The 16,181-nt window shown below is 57.2% G+C and carries 17 protein-coding genes and 1 tRNA gene; 12 read left to right on the forward strand and 6 right to left on the reverse strand.

What is annotated here, in order from left to right; genetic code table 11:
* Window positions 1-5 precede the first annotated feature (5 nt).
* The 3 genes from cysS to AC2FFA_RS19145 are packed head-to-tail and all read left to right on the forward strand — an operon-like array spanning window position 6 to window position 3,816.
* Window positions 6-1,403 carry a cysteine--tRNA ligase gene (cysS, locus tag AC2FFA_RS19135; RefSeq protein WP_496852815.1) on the forward strand — a complete coding sequence of 466 codons (1,398 nt, stop codon included), beginning with the start codon at window positions 6-8 and terminating at the stop codon, window positions 1,401-1,403.
* Entirely contained in the window at window positions 1,403-3,037 is a 1,635-nt protein-coding gene (gene cimA / locus AC2FFA_RS19140; protein WP_496852816.1) for a citramalate synthase, read from the forward strand. The genes cysS and cimA overlap by 1 nt, the downstream gene beginning before the upstream one ends.
* Before the next feature lie 2 nt (window positions 3,038-3,039).
* On the forward strand, window positions 3,040-3,816 hold the full coding sequence (locus AC2FFA_RS19145; protein WP_496852858.1) for a squalene/phytoene synthase family protein: 777 nt from the start codon (window positions 3,040-3,042) through the stop codon (window positions 3,814-3,816).
* On the opposite strand, the gene AC2FFA_RS19150 is transcribed toward AC2FFA_RS19145, so the two are convergent.
* The gene (locus tag AC2FFA_RS19150) at window positions 3,817-5,043 is read right to left on the reverse strand and encodes an MFS transporter (RefSeq protein ID WP_496676074.1); all 1,227 of its coding nucleotides are present in this window, start codon (window positions 5,041-5,043) and stop codon (window positions 3,817-3,819) included.
* A gap of 97 nt (window positions 5,044-5,140) precedes the next feature.
* Here AC2FFA_RS19150 and AC2FFA_RS19155 point away from each other — a divergent pair, with 97 nt between their 5' ends.
* From AC2FFA_RS19155 to AC2FFA_RS19170, 4 genes are read left to right on the forward strand one after another with little or no spacing between them, the layout of a single operon-like run.
* A complete protein-coding gene (locus AC2FFA_RS19155; protein WP_299893608.1) occupies window positions 5,141-5,773 on the forward strand; it encodes a DNA-3-methyladenine glycosylase family protein in 633 nt (210 codons plus the stop codon).
* On the forward strand, window positions 5,770-6,435 hold the full coding sequence (locus tag AC2FFA_RS19160; RefSeq protein ID WP_117868865.1) for an alpha/beta hydrolase: 666 nt from the start codon (window positions 5,770-5,772) through the stop codon (window positions 6,433-6,435). Before AC2FFA_RS19155 ends, AC2FFA_RS19160 begins: the two co-directional genes overlap by 4 nt.
* An 11-nt stretch (window positions 6,436-6,446) precedes the next feature.
* The gene (locus tag AC2FFA_RS19165; RefSeq protein ID WP_496852864.1) at window positions 6,447-6,818 is read left to right on the forward strand and encodes a GNAT family N-acetyltransferase; all 372 of its coding nucleotides are present in this window, start codon (window positions 6,447-6,449) and stop codon (window positions 6,816-6,818) included.
* The gene (locus AC2FFA_RS19170) at window positions 6,764-6,937 is read left to right on the forward strand and encodes a hypothetical protein (RefSeq protein ID WP_496852859.1); all 174 of its coding nucleotides are present in this window, start codon (window positions 6,764-6,766) and stop codon (window positions 6,935-6,937) included. The genes AC2FFA_RS19165 and AC2FFA_RS19170 overlap by 55 nt, the downstream gene beginning before the upstream one ends.
* Here the strand turns inward: AC2FFA_RS19170 and AC2FFA_RS19175 are convergent.
* Together AC2FFA_RS19175 and AC2FFA_RS19180 are read right to left on the reverse strand one after the other, a co-directional pair.
* Entirely contained in the window at window positions 6,922-7,347 is a 426-nt protein-coding gene (locus AC2FFA_RS19175; protein ID WP_496852817.1) for a VOC family protein, read from the reverse strand. The two genes, AC2FFA_RS19170 and AC2FFA_RS19175, sit on opposite strands and share 16 nt — an antisense overlap.
* A 32-nt stretch (window positions 7,348-7,379) precedes the next feature.
* A complete protein-coding gene (locus AC2FFA_RS19180; protein WP_496852861.1) occupies window positions 7,380-7,985 on the reverse strand; it encodes an rRNA large subunit pseudouridine synthase E in 606 nt (201 codons plus the stop codon).
* Between the two features lie 213 nt (window positions 7,986-8,198).
* Between AC2FFA_RS19180 and AC2FFA_RS19185 the strand changes: the two genes are divergently transcribed.
* The gene (locus AC2FFA_RS19185; RefSeq protein WP_117868868.1) at window positions 8,199-8,786 is read left to right on the forward strand and encodes an HNH endonuclease; all 588 of its coding nucleotides are present in this window, start codon (window positions 8,199-8,201) and stop codon (window positions 8,784-8,786) included.
* Here AC2FFA_RS19185 and AC2FFA_RS19190 read toward each other — a convergent pair.
* Together AC2FFA_RS19190 and AC2FFA_RS19195 are read right to left on the reverse strand one after the other, a co-directional pair.
* Window positions 8,783-9,253 carry a disulfide bond formation protein B gene (locus AC2FFA_RS19190; RefSeq protein ID WP_117868869.1) on the reverse strand — a complete coding sequence of 157 codons (471 nt, stop codon included), beginning with the start codon at window positions 9,251-9,253 and terminating at the stop codon, window positions 8,783-8,785. The genes AC2FFA_RS19185 and AC2FFA_RS19190 overlap by 4 nt on opposite strands.
* Entirely contained in the window at window positions 9,250-9,828 is a 579-nt protein-coding gene (locus AC2FFA_RS19195) for a YqaA family protein (RefSeq protein WP_117868870.1), read from the reverse strand. Before AC2FFA_RS19195 ends, AC2FFA_RS19190 begins: the two co-directional genes overlap by 4 nt.
* A 147-nt stretch (window positions 9,829-9,975) precedes the next feature.
* On the opposite strand from AC2FFA_RS19195, the gene AC2FFA_RS19200 reads away from it, so the two are divergent.
* A tRNA-Leu gene (locus tag AC2FFA_RS19200) sits at window positions 9,976-10,061 on the forward strand.
* A 391-nt stretch (window positions 10,062-10,452) separates the two neighbouring features.
* Here the strand turns inward: AC2FFA_RS19200 and AC2FFA_RS19205 are convergent.
* Window positions 10,453-11,070, reverse strand: a complete 618-nt coding sequence (locus AC2FFA_RS19205; RefSeq protein ID WP_496852818.1) for a DUF4329 domain-containing protein — start codon at window positions 11,068-11,070, stop codon at window positions 10,453-10,455.
* Window positions 11,071-12,064: 994 nt separating this feature from the next.
* Between AC2FFA_RS19205 and AC2FFA_RS19210 the strand changes: the two genes are divergently transcribed.
* From AC2FFA_RS19210 to AC2FFA_RS19220, 3 genes are all read left to right on the forward strand, one after another.
* Complete coding sequence (locus tag AC2FFA_RS19210) at window positions 12,065-13,033, forward strand: TAXI family TRAP transporter solute-binding subunit (protein WP_117868872.1); 969 nt, start codon at window positions 12,065-12,067, stop codon at window positions 13,031-13,033.
* Between the two features lie 98 nt (window positions 13,034-13,131).
* Window positions 13,132-15,741: a TRAP transporter permease gene (locus AC2FFA_RS19215; protein ID WP_117868873.1), complete on the forward strand. Its 2,610-nt coding sequence runs from the start codon at window positions 13,132-13,134 to the stop codon at window positions 15,739-15,741.
* Window positions 15,738-16,169, forward strand: a complete 432-nt coding sequence (locus AC2FFA_RS19220) for a universal stress protein (protein ID WP_117868874.1) — start codon at window positions 15,738-15,740, stop codon at window positions 16,167-16,169. The genes AC2FFA_RS19215 and AC2FFA_RS19220 overlap by 4 nt, the downstream gene beginning before the upstream one ends.
* Window positions 16,170-16,181 lie beyond the last annotated feature (12 nt).

Consider the following 16,181-nt stretch of genomic DNA (forward strand, 5'->3'; position numbering starts at 1 on the left):
GACCGATGACGACGATCAAGCTGCACAACACGCGGACGCGGACGAAAGAAGACTTCGTACCGATCGATCCTGAAAACGTGCGGATGTATGTCTGTGGTCCGACGGTCTATGACCGCGCGCATCTGGGCAACGCCCGCCCGGTTGTGGTGTTCGACGTTCTTTATCGTCTGTTGCGCCATGTCTACGGCGCAGAACACGTGACCTATGTGCGCAACTTCACAGACGTGGACGATAAGATCAACGCGACCGCCCTCAAGCGCAAGCAGGCCGGGGCCGAAGGAACGCTCGAGCAGTTGGTGCAGGAACGATCTGATGAAACCATCGGCTGGTACCTGCATGATATGGGTGCTTTGGGCACGTTGGAGCCAACCGAGATGCCGCGCGCGACCCAGTACATTGCTCAGATGATCGTAATGATCGAAGATCTGATCGCCAAGGGCCATGCCTATGCCGCCGAAGGCCATGTTCTGTTTGCTGTCGACAGTTGGAAAGAGAGCTACGGAAAACTGTCGGGGCGCTCGGTGGACGACATGATCGCAGGCGCGCGGGTCGAGGTGGCGCCCTACAAGAAGAACCCGATGGATTTTGTTCTGTGGAAACCGTCGACTGATGAACTGCCGGGCTGGGACAGCCCATGGGGGCGGGGACGTCCGGGGTGGCACATCGAATGCTCGGCCATGAGCTATGAATTGTTGGGCGAGAGTTTTGATATCCACGGTGGCGGAAACGACCTGATGTTCCCGCACCACGAGAACGAGATCGCGCAGAGCAAATGCGCGCACCCGCATGGTGAATTCGCGCGGGTCTGGCTGCACAATGAGATGTTGCAGGTCGAAGGCAAGAAGATGTCCAAGTCTCTGGGCAATTTCTTTACCGTGCATGATCTGCTGGAGCAGGGCGTTCCGGGCGAAGTGATCCGGTTCGTTTTCCTGCAGACGCATTATCGCAAGCCGATGGACTGGACCGAGAAGAAGGCCCGTGAGGCAGAGGCGACGCTGCGCAAGTGGCGGGCGCTGACATCGTGCATCGAACCCGCTGCCAGCGCGGCACCTGAAGTGATCGCAGCGCTGAGTGACGACCTGAACACAGCAGGTGCCATGGCCGAGCTTTACCGTCTGGCGTCAGATGGTGACGCCGCGGGATTGCTGGCAAGCGCACGATTGCTGGGCCTGCTGCTGCCTCAGATGGGAGGTTGGGCGGACACGACGTCCATAGACCTGAGCGGCCATGCGGACCGTTTGGCGAAGGCGCGCGCATCTGCAATGCAAAACAAGGATTTCTCAGAGGTCGATCGCCTGAAGGCGGCGTATCTTGCGGCGGGGCTTGAGGTTCGAATGAGCAAGGAAGGTGTCGAACTGGTGCCGGGCGCGGGCTTTGATGCGGCCAAGCTGGAGGAGGTCTGATGACCAGAGAACGCCTCTACCTCTATGACACCACCCTGCGTGACGGGCAGCAGACGCAGGGCGTGCAGTTTTCGACCGCTGAAAAAGTACAGATCGCACAGGCGCTGGACGCATTGGGGGTGGATTACATCGAAGGCGGCTGGCCCGGCGCCAACCCCACCGACAGCGCGTTTTTCGAAGCGGCGCCAAAGACCTCGGCCCGGTTGACGGCCTTTGGCATGACCAAGCGGGCGGGGCGCTCGGCCGAGAATGACGACGTTTTGGCAGCCGTGATGAATGCGGGTACGCAAGCCGTCTGTCTGGTTGGCAAGTCCCATGACTATCACGTGACCCATGCGCTTGGTATTTCGCTTGAAGAGAACACGGAAAACGTTCGTGCTTCGGTGGCACATATCGTTGCGCAAGGGCGCGAGGCGCTGTTCGATGCGGAACATTTCTTTGACGGGTACAAGGACAACCCGGAATACGCGTCCGAAGTTTGCCGGGCCGCGCTGGAGGCGGGTGCGCGATGGGTTGTGCTGTGCGACACCAACGGTGGCGCGTTGCCGTCCGAGGTCGGACGGATTGTATCAGAGGTGATCGCAGCAGGCCTGCCGGGTGAACGGTTGGGTATTCACACCCATAACGATACCGAGAATGCAGTAGCCTGTTCACTGGCGGCCGTCGAAGCAGGTGCCCGGCAGATTCAGGGAACGCTGAATGGTCTGGGTGAACGCTGTGGCAACGCGAACCTGACGGCCCTGATTCCGACATTGCTGTTGAAGGAACCCTATGCGTCGCAGTTTGAAACCGGCGTCAGCCCTGAGGCGCTGGCCGGGCTGACCCGCATCAGCCGCATGTTGGATGACGTTCTGAACCGGGTTCCCAGCAAGCAGGCGGCTTATGTCGGCGCGTCGGCTTTTGCGCACAAAGCGGGGTTGCACGCCAGCGCGATTCTCAAGGACCCATCGACTTACGAGCATGTGGACCCGGCGAGCATAGGCAATGAACGCATCATTCCTATGTCGAACCAGGCTGGTCAGTCGAACCTGCGCAAACGCCTGACCGAAGCAGGGTTGAGCGTTGAATCCGGTGATCCCGCATTGGGCCGAATCCTTGAACGGATCAAGGACCGTGAAGCGGATGGGTATTCCTATGACACCGCACAGGCCAGTTTCGAACTGTTGGCACGGGATGAACTGGGGCAACTGCCAGAATTCTTCGAGGTCAAGCGCTACAAGGTCACCGTTGAGCGGCGGAAAAACAAATACAACAAGATGGTCAGCCTGTCCGAGGCTGTCGTTGTGGTGAAAGTGGATGGTGAAAAGAAACTGTCGGTCAGCGAATCCATGGACGAGTCTGGCAACGACAGGGGGCCTGTGAACGCGCTGGCCAAGGCGTTGGCGAAGGATTTGGGTCAATACTCGCAGATTTTGTCGGACATGCGCCTTGTCGATTTCAAGGTCCGTATCACCCAGGGCGGCACCGAGGCGGTGACACGCGTCATTATCGACAGTGAAGACGGTCAGGGGCGACGTTGGTCGACCGTTGGCGTAAGCGCGAACATAGTTGATGCGTCCTTTGAGGCGCTGCTGGATGCGATCCAATGGAAACTGGTCCGTGATTGTGATCCGCAAAAGGCAGCGGCCGAGTGAGCGTGGTCTTTGACGATGATGTCAAAGCCTGCGCCGCGCTGGTGCAGCGGGCTGATCCTGACAGGTTCCGCGCGACGATGGCGGCTCCGGTGTCGGCCCGGTCGGTGTTGTTTCCGGTCTATGCGCTGAATGTTGAAGTCGCCCGCGCGCCTTGGGTGACGCAAGAGTCCATGATCGCCGAGATGCGGTTGCAATGGTGGCGCGACGCGCTGCAGGAAATCGCAGAAGGCACCGCAGTTCGGAGGCATGAGGTGGTGACGCCTCTGTTCCGGGTCCTCTCGCCGCATCTGGCAGGTATTCTGGATGAATATGTCGCTGTAAGGCGTTGGGACATATATCGGGATCCGTTTGAAGATCAGGAACATTTTGACGCTTATATCAATCACAGTTCCGGGTCGCTTTTCGTAGCCTCAGCTCAGGCGCTGGGTGCGGCGGAGGAAAGCGTGCTGCGCGATTTCGGGTACGGAGTCGGTGTGGCAAATTGGTTCCGCGCCATTCCCGCACTGGAAAAGCGGGGTCGCGTACCTTTGCTTGATGGTACGATGGGTGGAGTTCAGCAACTGGCACAATCTGCTTTGGACCGATTGCGCAAGGCGCGATCAAACCGGGACGACATAGCGCCTGATGCGCGTCCCGCGCTGTATGCAGGTTGGCTGGCGGAATGGGTTCTGAAGCAGGCCATCGCCCAGCCCGAGCGTGTGGCGGCAGGAACGCTTGAACAAGGCGAAATGCGTCAGCGACTGTCCCTGATGTGGACCGTCGGCAGCGGGCGCTGGTGATCAGACGCTTTCGGGGTCGGCCGGGCGTAGTACCAGCCACAACAATGCACCGCCTGCCAGAGTCAGCAAAGGGATCATGGCGAGGTTAACAGCATTCCACCCCTCGATTGCAGAGCCGCCTGAGCAGTTCATCAACCCGCCCGAGGCCAGCGATGCAAGTGTCACACCACCAAACACCAGCAGGTCATTAAGGCCCTGCATCCGACCACGCTCTTGCGGTTCATGAGATGCGGCCAGCATTGTGGTCGCGCCGATGAAACCAAAGTTCCAACCAATGCCCAAAAGAACAAGGGCGACAAAAAAGTTACCAAGTTCAACGCCTTGCAGTGCAACCACCCCTGATGCGGCAAGTATGGCCAGGCCCAGAGCGACGATCTTTTCAACGCCAAACCGGGCAATCAGGTGCCCTGTGAAGAAGCTGGGGACATACATTGCCAGCACGTGACTTGTCACGATATCCGCCGCGTCATTGGCCGAAAACCCACAACCGACAACTGCAAGCGGTGTCGAGGTCATGACAAGATTCATCAGCGCATAAGACACCATGGCACAGATGATCGCGACGGCAATGCGGGGCGTTTTCAATAGCTCGATCCGTGACCGCCCCTTGGGTTCATCGGCCGCAGGTTTCGCAGGCGTGGGAATGTCGAGAAAAAAGAACAGGGCCGAGCCTAGAACGTTGATCCCGATTACAGCCATATATGTACCCAGAAAAGGGATGACGTAAGCTTCAGACGTAAGCTTCACGATCTGTGGACCGATGATGGCGGCCGCCAATCCGCCCGCCATGACGTATGAAATCGCCTTCGGGCGGTAATCGTCTGACGCGGTGTCTGCTGCTGCAAACCGGTAGAACCCGTGCGCACTCATGTAGATACCAGTCAGCAGGCTGCCGACAAGAAAGATGGGGAAGGAACCAAGGAACAGGCCATAGGCTCCGATCAGCCCGCCCAATGCGCCGGCGGTTGCCCCAACAAGAAACCCGACGCGACGGCCCCATTTTTGCATGATGGCCGAGATCGGCGTGGCCGCCAGCATCGATCCCAGAACGATCAGGGATATCGGCAGTGTCGCCAAACAGGGGTTCGAGGCCAGCGACTGACCTGCAAGTCCGCCAACGATGAACATCATGGGCATCTGCGCGCCCAGTATGGCTTGGGCAGCCACCAGCACGGCCACATTGCGTTTGGCCCGTCGGTCGTCCGGAAGGGTTGAAATCATGGTCATGGGCGAATGGTTATCGGCTAAGTGTTTGAGGCACAACCGGGTTGCATCTGCGTCACATGCGCCTAACGTGCCCGAGATAGCAGAGCAGGGAGGCCGCATGTCCGTAGGCCGCATCATCGAAACACCGGACTGTGTTGCGGAAGGGGCCGAATGGCTGGCCCAATCCTGTCCGCGCATGGCCTACGCGATGGATCAGACCGGCCCGTTGCCGCTGCGCCGCCGCCCTGACGGGTTTGCGCAATTGCTGAGTGCAATTGTCAGCCAGCAGGTGAGTGTGGCTTCGGCAAATGCGATCTGGAAACGGCTTCGGGATGCCAAGCTGACCGGCCCGCGCAAGATCATGTGGGCGACGGATGAAGAACTGCGGGCAGTTGGCCTGAGCCGGCAGAAGATCAGATATGCACGGGCTCTGGCCGAAGCACGCATCGACTATAAGGCACTGCGCGATGCAACTGACGCAGATGTCGTCGCTACATTGACGCAAGTTCCGGGTATCGGTGTCTGGACAGCCGAAATCTATGCCATGTTCTCACTGGGTCGTGCGGACGTCATCGCACCCGGTGATCTCGCCCTGCAAGAAGCAGCGCGTATCCTCTATGACCTGCCTGACCGTCCGACAGACAAGAAATTGCGCATAATGGCCGAAGCCTGGTCTCCCTGGCGTTCGGTTGCGGCGCGGGTGCTGTGGGCCTATTACCGGGTTGCAAAACAAAGAGAAGGGATCAGATGACACGGGTTTTGAATGCGCTCCGGAAAGAGCCTGTTTCGGGAGACACGCGCTCGGTCGTGGTGTTCGTGCATGGCTATGGCGCAAACGGTGCCGATCTGCTGGGTTTGGCCGATCCACTGGGCGAGCATCTGCCTGACACATTGTTCGTGGCCCCGGACGCGCCCGAGCAGATCCCCGGAATGCCCAATGGGTATCAGTGGTTCCCGATTCCCTGGATCGATGGGTCTTCCGAGGATGAGGCCCGCCGTGGCATGGAAATGGCTGTCGAGGACTTCAACGCCTTTCTGGACGCGCTGATGGTGGACGAAGATGTGCTGCCCGAACAGGTTGTTCTGTTTGGTTTCAGCCAGGGCACGATGATGAGCCTGCATGTCGCACCACGCCGGGAAGATCCCGTGGCCGGGGTTGTAGCCTTTTCAGGCCGTTTGCTGGAGCCCGATCTTCTGCCGGATGAAACCGTCAGCCGGATGCCTGTCTTGCTGGTGCATGGCGACGCTGATGACGTTGTCCCGCCTCAATCGTTGCCGGAAGCGGCCGAAGCCTTGCAAGCTGCTGGTTTCAAAGAGGTCTATGCCCATGTTATGAAAGGCACGGGGCACGGTATCGCGCCGGATGGGCTCAGCGTGGCGCTGGCCTTCATGCGCGACAAACTGAGCTTGTAAAAGTGATCGTCGTGCGACCAATGATGCGGGAGGATGTGACCGAAGCGTGCCGCATCCTCAATCAGGTCATCGAGATTGGAGGCACAACCGCGTTCGAGGTTCCGTTTTCCGAGCCTTTGTTCGCGCAAAGCTATCTGGAAGGCTTGGACAAGATATGCTGCCACGTTGGCTTGGATGAACAGAGTGACGTGGTGGGCTTTCAGTGGTTGGGTACGCATGACACGTTGCCTGAGGATTGCGCGGACATCGCCCGTTCACACGTCGCAGACCCGCACTTCGTGGTGCTGGACGTGCCCTGTTTCGGGAAACGATCAAAACGGCCGCCGCATTGGGGTTTCGTGCAATCAATGCGACAATCCGGGCCGATAACGTTTCGGGTCTAAGTTATTATGAAAAAATGGGTTTCCGGGATTACTCGATCGCTTATGGAGTGCCGTTGCGTGATGGCACGCCGGTAAACAGAATCTCGAAACGGTTTGAACAGGTTCAGTCCCACAAGTGACCTTCGGCGAACTCTACCGAGTTTCCGGCCGGATCGCGCACATACAAGGACCGTGCGCCTCCGGGCCAGTCAAACTCGGCGTCTACCGGAATATTCCAGTCCAGAAGGTGTTTGCGCATCGCCGCGATGTCCTCACGCGACAGCACAAGACACACATGTCCGGGGCCGCGCGCACCATGAGGCGGAACGGGCATGTCGGGGCTGAGGGGCGGTTGTTCGGTCTTGTCGGGATTAAAAATCAGCAGCACCGATCCGCCGATGCGATAGAAAACATGGCGATCAGCAACACGTTGAATACGCTCCAGCCCAAGAACTTCACCGTAAAACTGTTCTGCCGCGTCCAGATCGTCGACGTAGAGCGCCGCTTCCAGAATGGCCGACGGGGCCGGGATGTCAGGCGTTATCTTCATGACCCCAGTTTAGCAGATCAGGGCAGGGTCTGTCACCGGCGCGGGCGACGGTCGCGCTTGCGTTGCGAGGCCGCGTTCAGCGTCGGCATTGGCAGACTGTCCCAGCACCCGGGTTCAAGATCATCCAGGGTCCAGTCTCCGATGCGGTACCGGATCAGGCGTAGGGTCGGCAGGCCAACTGCCGCCGTCATCCGCCGCACCTGTCGGTTCTTGCCCTCGCGGATGGTCAGTTCAATCCAACTGTCCGGCACGGTCTTGCGGTCGCGGATCGGTGGGGTTCGGGGCCAGAGCGCCACGGGCTCGTCGATCTGGCGGGCCTTGGCAGGGCGGGTCAGGCCGTCCTTCAATTCGACCCCGTTGCGAAGCGTTTTCAGGGCAGCCTCGTCGGGGATGCCTTCGACCTGAACCCAGTAGGTCTTGGGCATCTTGTGGCTTGGGTCCGAAATCTGGGATTGCAGCCTTCCATGATCCGTTAGCAGCATCAAACCTTCACTGTCACGGTCCAACCTTCCCGCCGGATAGACACCGGGCAGATCGATGAAATCGGACAGCGTGCTGCGTGGGCTATCCGCATTGGCGCGGTCCGTAAACTGCGGCAGCACGTTATATGGCTTGTTGAAGCGAATGAACCAGGACATGACCCGCGCATAGCCCGAAGGGCGCCCCTGGCGCAAGCTGTGGATAACTGTCATGTGTCTGTTACGGATTCGCTTTACCCAGTCTGCGACATATTGTGGAAACTCAGGGCTTGTCAGAGCTTTAACACGATATATAGTTATTAAAAGACCGGGGCGGGTGCTCCCCGCTCTGGTGTCACAAACGGGCAGCTGAGAGCGAGGAGCGATTCTGTGATGGACGGAGACTTCAGGACCGAATTTGTAAGGGAGCCGGGTACGCTCAAACAACACCCGGCCCTGGTTTTGAACGCCGATTATCGCCCCTTGTCCTATTACCCGCTGTCACTGTGGCCCTGGCAAGAAGCGATCAAGGCCGCCTGGTTGGACAGGGTGGATATCGTGGCTGAATATGACGAAGTCGTTCGCAGTCCGAGCACCGAAATCCGAATACCTTCGGTCGTTGTTTTGAAAGACTATGTAAAACCCAGAAAGCGCGTGGCCTTCACGCGCTTTAATTTATTTTTGCGGGATGAATTCCGCTGCCAGTACTGCGGCAGCCGGGACAACCTGACCTTCGATCATGTGGTGCCGCGGGCCGCCGGTGGTGTGACCAGTTGGCAGAACGTGGTGGCGGCGTGCAGCCCGTGCAACCTGCGCAAAGGATCAAAATCGCTGCGCCAGGCCCGGATGACCTTACGCAAGCCGCCGCGCCAACCTGATGCCGAAGCGCTGCGCAATATCGGACGGAAATTCCCACCGAACCACCTGCATGAAAGCTGGATCGATTTTCTTTACTGGGATGCAGAGTTGGATCAGTTCTAAACCGCCCGGGATTTCCACGCGGCCAGCCAGATCAGCACCAGTATGGCAGAAGCAACGGCGTTCCAACCTGCCATCGAGATGCCGAACATCTCCCAAGGGATGTCGTCGCAACGCACCAAAGGCGCGGACATGATTTGATCGAACAGATCGTCAGTGGACAGGCCGCTGATGCTACCCGATGTGCAGCTGCTTGGACCTTCCCACCAGCCTTGCTCGACTCCGGCGTGAAATGCACCCACAGCCGAAGTCGCCGCCGCAGCTGCCGCGCCCAGCAACGGCAGGAAGCGCAGCCTGGGCAACACCAGCGCCACTGCGCCAATCGCGATGGCCACCGCATGAGGATAGCGCTGCCAGATGCACATTTTACATGGTGCAAGCCCGCCCAGATGCTGAAAGCCAAAAGCGGCCAGAAGAAGGGCCAATGATCCAAGACTTGCCAGTGCGACAAGTTGCGAACGTCTTGTCATAAGTATTTCACCACCAGAAATCCGCCAAACAGGAGGATGATGAACAGAGTGAACATTAGCCCCAGGCGCTTTTCGATGAAATCGCGTATCGGCTCACCGAATCTCCAGAGCAGGCCTGCGACAAGGAAGAACCTCAAGGCGCGGGCCAGAATCGAGGTCGCTATGAAGGTTCCAATCGGCATGCCGGTCCAACCCGACATAATGGTGATGACCTTGTAGGGGAAGGGGGTCACACCAGCGGCCAGAACGGCCCAGAATCCGAAGTCGTTGAAACGGGTATTGAATTCTTCCATGGCATGGGCTTTCCCCATGGATTCCAGAATGGGCTGCCCGATGCTTTCATAGAAAAACGCACCAATCGCATACCCCAGCATGCCACCCAGAACCGAAGCCACCAGCGCCACGGTTGCGATCAACCATGCCCGGGACGGGCGGGCCAGAATCATCGGAATCATCAACACATCCGGAGGGATCGGAAAAAACGAACTTTCGATGAAAGCCACTATGGCCAGCGCCCACAGCGCGTGAGGGTGTTCGGCCAGACGAATGGTCCAGTCATAAAGCGATCGTAACATAAAGCACTCAAATCCCGTTCTCGGTCTGGAGCTAAGCCAAACCATGCGTCTGACGGACCGTCAACAGCCGAGGTTGAAACAAATGGATTATTGGATGGTTTTTGCCTCTGGACCTTCGCTTGGATGAGCGCTAATTCAGTGTCCGTGGCCCAAGTGGCGGAATGGTAGACGCAGGGGATTCAAAATCCCCCGGTAGTGATACCGTGCCGGTTCGAGTCCGGCCTTGGGTACCAAAGTAAAAACAGAGGGTTAGGAGAACCTACCCTCTGTTTTTTCTTTTCGGGGTTTTGGCTTGCTCACACTTTCGACTTAAACTCTCACGTTCTGACCCCGTTCTGTTCCGGCAGCAAAAAGTGATTGTTCAATCGTGAGTCGTTGATCTCAAGTACGATTATGCGTGGCATGTCCTGCGAATTTGAAGCGAAGTGAAGACAGGCTGGTCATCAAGCTAACCTTCGCTGCAGGTGCTAAGTCAACTTCTTGAGCTCAAGTCGTCAATGAAATCCGAGACCGATGAGCTTTTTCAGCGAGCCCAGGTGCGGACATTCAGAAACGCCGAAGGCATCCGATTGTGATCTACGGTTTTAATGGAGAACAAAGGTTTCGTGGTGTTCTTGTCCCAACCTAATCACTCTCGTAATCAAGAAGATCTTCATAAGAATAGACTGAGGAGATTTCGCCCTCGAGACCCGAAACAAAATTGGGGTCTTTCGGCAAGCATCCGATATCGCAGATTTGTCGTACTTCCATTCGCTCCGTATCAACGTACCACAAGCGTCCGCCAGGCGTTGCTACAAAGCCGTCGATACCTTCATCTTCGTCTGCCTCAATGTCGGCAACGCTCGGAACTTCAGCACTGTATTCTGGGTCAAACCCCCCGTGCGTGTGGTAAGACAAGACAAGTGCCATGCCATCTTCATCTTGATCCCAAACGCAACTTTCATTGTCACCTGGCTGAGCTGCGGTGGCAACGAGTTTTCCGGCTGCATCATATGCAAGGTAGCCACAATATTCTGTGTCATTTTTGAACGAAATGCCCTGCAGGCTGGACAATGTCGCTTTCGCCAAGCTGATTTCTTCCTGTGATTGGGCCATGACGGCCACAGGCGACCAGAGTGTCAAAACCGCAATTGCCGTACGAAAACAACACGTGGCATCACGCATACTGCTGGCAAGACCAAAATGATAAGCCGCGAACGGAATGCAAAGAACCAACAAAACAGTAAAAGTAATCTCGATCATATTTCCCCCTATTTTCAAAACCCTACAATCCGCGCGGTTTGGAACTGCGAAGGCAACCAGCAGGCGTTCCACCTGTACCTGCGTAGGCCGTCAGTTTACATGTTTGACAACCCCACGCCGTCAAGCTTCTGTGGTCACTCGAAGTGTCTCTCTTCCATCGGCAAGCCTTGCCCTTACTGGCCCCGTTCTTCGAGCTATGACAAAAAACAATATCGCAATGCAAAAAGTTCCGACCAGTATTGCCGCGATCAGCCAGGCGTCAATCCTGCTTTCCGACAATGTGATCGTCTTCAGGACGCTGCCCCTTATTTGTAGGCATCATTAAACAAAGTTGATAGAGTTTTGGTCCCCCGCCTTCACGGGCGTGAGAGTTCGAGTCTCTCCTTGGTACCACACCCAACATATCAACCGCAAAGGCGTCAGCAAACAGCCCAGAAGCCTTGATCAAACTGCTGACCCCGCCTTTGATCTTCATGTCGTATTTGAGGTGTTCTGTAATCTGCTACGAAAGCCACAACTTTCTCGTCCTGCATCAGCAGAAAGGTCATCTCATCTTCGACAGAATAGAACGTGGCTTCGCTCTCGATCGAGCTGGTCCTGATGCACCACTTGTCAGATCCGCCAGAACGTTCAAGCGTGACATGCCCTCCGACCACATCCGAGACGCGGTTCGCGCTGTCTCGAGGTGAATTGCGCCGGAGAGAAGGTCAAGTGTTGGATTTGGAGCGTTCGGAGGGACCCACACTGTACCCGATGAAGTGATGGGGAAAGTTAAGGATTTAACCTCAAATATGCGAATTGACGCAGGTCAGGCAAGTGCTGGCCTTGACATTGAGGGTATCTGAATGAAACCTCACAAGGGTTGGGAGAAATTGGAAAATTCAAAGAGTTGTAGCCGTTGCGATGCGGGCCGGTTTGTATTATCGGCACGCTTCTCTGAGCAAGGCGATCAATCTGATTTCCAACTGCCAGACAAAAAAGTGGGAGTTAACAAATGAAAAACAGCAGCAAATTGAGCGTCGGCGCCTTCGTCACGGCAGCCCTTTTGGCTCCGGCGGCATATGCCGAAGAGTTCATTACAATCGGTACCGGCGGTGTAACCGGCGTTTACTATCCGACCGGCGGCGCGATCTGTCGTCTGGTCAACAAGGGCCGGAAAGAGCACGGCGTGCGCTGCTCGGTCGAATCGACCGGTGGTTCAGTTTACAACATCAACACCATTCGCGAAGGCGAGCTGGAGTTTGGTGTGGCCCAGTCTGACTGGCAGTACCACGCCTACAACGGCACCTCGAAATTCGAAGAAGCTGGCCCGTTCGAAGGCCTGCGCGCCGTGTTCTCGGTCCACCCCGAGCCCTTCACCGTCGTGGCCCGTGCCGATTCCGGCATCACCAACTTCGAAGACCTGAAGGGTAAGCGCGTCAACATCGGCAATCCGGGTTCCGGTCAGCGCGGCACCATGGAAGTCCTGTTGGGCGAAATGGGCTGGACCACCGACGATTTCGAACTGGCGACCGAGCTGAAAGCGGCTGAACAGTCGGCAGCCTTGTGCGACAACCAGATCGACGCGATGGTTTACACCGTTGGTCACCCCTCGGGTTCGATCCAGGAAGCCACCACAGCCTGTGACTCGGTTCTGGTGAACGTCAGCGGTGAGGCCGTGGACAAGCTGGTCGGCGACAACTCGTTCTACCGTACCGCAACCATTCCCGGTGGCATGTACCGTGGTTCGGACGGTGACACCGCGACCTTCGGTGTCGGAGCAACTTTCGTGACCTCGGCAGATGTATCGGATGATGCTGTATATGCGGTCGTCAGCTCGGTCTTTGAAAACTTCGATGATTTCAAAAAGCTGCACCCGGCATTTGCAAACCTGAAGCCCGAAGAGATGATTGCGGACGGCCTGTCGGCTCCGCTGCATCCGGGTGCCGAGAAGTACTACAAAGAAAAAGGCTGGATTCAGTAAACCAGACCTGACGCAGGGCGCCCAAGGGCGCCCTGCACAAAACCCGTAAGAAACGGGGTTTAGATGGCCGAAAAATGGCCGCGACGGGGAGACATTTGATGAATTCCGACACTCAATCCAATCGTCCGCTTTCCGAAGAAGAGCTTCAGGATCTGGTTGCATCTTCTGACGCAGGAGGGCGCAATCCGGTCGGGAACGTGGGCGTTTTCCTGGCGATCGTGGCCGCGATCTGGTCAATATTTCAAGTTGTTCTGGCTTCGCCCCTGGCGAACTATGTCTTGCCCGGAAGCGTCGTGAACAATGCACGGCAATTCCACCTGGCTTTTGCCCTATTTCTGGCTTTTGCGGCCTATCCTGCGCTCAAATCCAGCCCCCGGAACTATATCCCGATTCAGGATTGGATCATGGGATTGGTGGGTGCGTTCGTCGCGCTGTACGGCTACTTCTTCTACGACAAGATCGTCAATGCGGGCGGTTTGGCTGACGACACCGACAAATGGGTTGCGTTGCTTGGCTTGATCCTGCTGTTCGAGGCTGCGCGCCGTGCGCTTGGCCCGGCCATGGCAATCATTGCAACGATATTTTTGGCTTATGTCTTTTTCGGTGCCTCAGAATGGGTGCCTGAAGTTATCCGCTGGAAGGGCGCGAGCCTGAAAAAGGCGATGAGCCACATGTGGATCACGTCAGAGGGCGTGTTTGGTATCGCACTGGGTGTTTCCACGAAATTCGTCTTCCTGTTCGTGCTGTTTGGAGCATTGCTGGATAAAGCCGGGGCAGGGAACTACTTTATCAAGATGGCCTTTGGGGCCCTGGGCCACCTGCGTGGTGGTCCGGCCAAGGCGGCGGTTGTGGGTTCGGCTGCGACCGGCCTGATCTCGGGTTCGTCGATTGCCAATGTTGTCACCACCGGCACATTCACCATCCCGTTGATGAAACGTGTCGGGTTCAGCAGTGAACAAGCGGGCTCGGTCGAGGTTGCCAGCTCGGTCAACGGGCAGATCATGCCGCCGGTGATGGGGGCCGCTGCATTCCTGATGGTTGAATATGTGGGCATTTCTTACGTCGAGGTGATCACCCACGCCTTCCTGCCTGCCGCGATTTCCTACATCGCGCTGGTCTATATCGTGCACCTTGAGGCGGTGAAGCGGAACATGCCCACACTGGGCGACCGCGATGTGCATCTGGCGCGGACCGTGGTGGGGATGCTTGGGTTCTTCCTGGTTTTTGCAGGTCTTTGCTATGGGTCACAATTCCCCGTGGATGCCGTGACAAGCTTGGTGCCGTCGGCGGCCGGTCTGGTGCTGAGCCTGATTATCTGCGCGGTATATGTCGCCCTGCTGTATCTGGCTGCCCAGGTGCCTGACTTGGAACCGGACGATCCGAACGCAAAAGAGGTTACGCTGCCGGTTATCGCCGATATCTACAAGGCAGGTCTGCATTACCTGCTGCCGATCATCGTTCTGGTTTATTTCCTGATGATCGAACAGAAGTCACCGGGCCTGTCTGCCTTCTGGGCCACATCGCTGCTGTTTGTCATCCTGCTGACGCAGAAGCCGCTGAAAGCGATGTTCCGAGGGCAGAGCAACCTATACAACAGCTTTATCGATGGTGTTGCCGACCTGTGGCAAGGACTGATCGACGGGGCACGCAACATGATCGGCATCGCGCTTGCCACGGCAACCGCGGGCGTGATCGTGGGAACCGTCACGTTGACGGGTGTTGGTCAGGTGATGGCCGATCTGGTCGAGTTCCTGTCGGGCGGCAATCTGATCCTGATGCTGGTCATGGTCGGGCTGCTCAGCCTGATCCTGGGCATGGGTTTGCCGACAACGGCGAACTATATCGTTGTCAGCTCGCTGATGGCTGGGGTGGTTGTTGAACTGGGTGCGCAAAGCGGGCTGATCGTTCCCCTGATCGCTGTCCATCTGTTCGTTTTCTACTTCGGGATCATGGCCGACGTGACACCTCCGGTCGGACTGGCCAGCTTTGCCGCTGCGGCTGTGTCGGGCGGCGATGCAATCAAAACCGGTTTCACGGCGTTCTTCTACAGCCTGCGTACCGTGGCGCTGCCCTTTGTCTTCATCTTCAACACAGATCTCCTGCTGATCGATGTAACGTGGGTTGAGGGGATTCTAGTCGCCATTTTCGCGACCATAGCGATCCTGGTGTTTACGGCTGGAACGATGGGGTATTTCCTGACCCGCAGCCGGATCTATGAAAGCATCGCCCTGATTTTCGTGGCATTCGCCCTGTTCAGGCCGGACTTCTTCATGGACCGCATCGCGCCTCCATTCCAAACGGTTGATCCGGCCGCGTTCGAAGAGACAATCGGTCAAACTCCGCCCGGAACGGAGGTACGGTTGGTGGTTTCCGGACCTGATTTCGACACGCTCGAGATGGTGGATACCACCGTCGTCGTCACCGTCGGAGAAGAGGAAGGCGGAGCCGCACGGGTCGAGGCAATGGGCCTGCTGTTGATCCCCGAGGATGGGTTGGTCAAGCTTGAAGAGCCGCTGTTCGGCACACCTGTGGCCGACGATCTGGGAATCTTCGATTACTATGGGGATGAGGCCGTGCGCCTGACTTCGGTCAGTCTGCCGTCGAGCCAGCCGCCGAAGCAATTGGTTTATATCCCGGCGATGATCCTTCTCGGCCTTATCGCTTTCCTGCAACGCGGTCGTGCCGCAAGACAAGGAGTGCCCGCATGACACGTTCTGTTCTGTGTGCCGTTGATATCAGCAACGGCGAGATTGATGCGCCGGTCCTGAATAAAGCAGCTGCGCTGGCGGATATGGAAGGGGCGCAACTTGACGTCGTGACCGTGTTGCCTGATTTCGGGGAAAGCTGGGTGTCGGGTTTTTTTGAATCCGGTTTTCACGACAAGGCATTGGAGGAAGCGCAAGCCAAGCTGACTGCGCTGTGCGTATCGACCCTGAGTGCTGAGCGAAACAAAAAAATCCGCCATGTCGTAGCGACGGGAACAGCCTATCAGGAGATCCTGAAAACGGCCGAAAGCGCCGATTCCGACCTGATCGTGATCGGTGCTCACAAACCGGACTTCAAGGATTACCTGCTTGGTCCGAACGCCGCGCGCGTGGTGCGGCATTCCAACGTTTCCGTTTACGTGGTGCGCTGACCGCGAAATCAT

This window comes from Ruegeria sp. YTSB088, from assembly GCF_059609825.1.

Bases quoted from the DNA above. Each gene is read 5' to 3' on its own strand.
- cysS (WP_496852815.1), top strand. From the start codon at position 6: ATGACGACGATCAAGCTGCACAACACGCGGACGCGGACGAAAGAAGAC.
- cimA (WP_496852816.1), top strand. From the start codon at position 1,403: ATGACCAGAGAACGCCTCTACCTCTATGACACCACCCTGCGTGACGGG.
- AC2FFA_RS19150 (WP_496676074.1), bottom strand. From the start codon at position 5,043: ATGACCATGATTTCAACCCTTCCGGACGACCGACGGGCCAAACGCAAT.
- AC2FFA_RS19155 (WP_299893608.1), top strand. From the start codon at position 5,141: ATGTCCGTAGGCCGCATCATCGAAACACCGGACTGTGTTGCGGAAGGG.
- AC2FFA_RS19160 (WP_117868865.1), top strand. From the start codon at position 5,770: ATGACACGGGTTTTGAATGCGCTCCGGAAAGAGCCTGTTTCGGGAGAC.
- AC2FFA_RS19175 (WP_496852817.1), bottom strand. From the start codon at position 7,347: ATGAAGATAACGCCTGACATCCCGGCCCCGTCGGCCATTCTGGAAGCG.
- AC2FFA_RS19180 (WP_496852861.1), bottom strand. From the start codon at position 7,985: ATGTCCTGGTTCATTCGCTTCAACAAGCCATATAACGTGCTGCCGCAG.
- AC2FFA_RS19185 (WP_117868868.1), top strand. From the start codon at position 8,199: ATGGACGGAGACTTCAGGACCGAATTTGTAAGGGAGCCGGGTACGCTC.
- AC2FFA_RS19190 (WP_117868869.1), bottom strand. From the start codon at position 9,253: ATGACAAGACGTTCGCAACTTGTCGCACTGGCAAGTCTTGGATCATTG.
- AC2FFA_RS19195 (WP_117868870.1), bottom strand. From the start codon at position 9,828: ATGTTACGATCGCTTTATGACTGGACCATTCGTCTGGCCGAACACCCT.
- AC2FFA_RS19205 (WP_496852818.1), bottom strand. From the start codon at position 11,070: ATGATCGAGATTACTTTTACTGTTTTGTTGGTTCTTTGCATTCCGTTC.
- AC2FFA_RS19210 (WP_117868872.1), top strand. From the start codon at position 12,065: ATGAAAAACAGCAGCAAATTGAGCGTCGGCGCCTTCGTCACGGCAGCC.
- AC2FFA_RS19215 (WP_117868873.1), top strand. From the start codon at position 13,132: ATGAATTCCGACACTCAATCCAATCGTCCGCTTTCCGAAGAAGAGCTT.
- AC2FFA_RS19220 (WP_117868874.1), top strand. From the start codon at position 15,738: ATGACACGTTCTGTTCTGTGTGCCGTTGATATCAGCAACGGCGAGATT.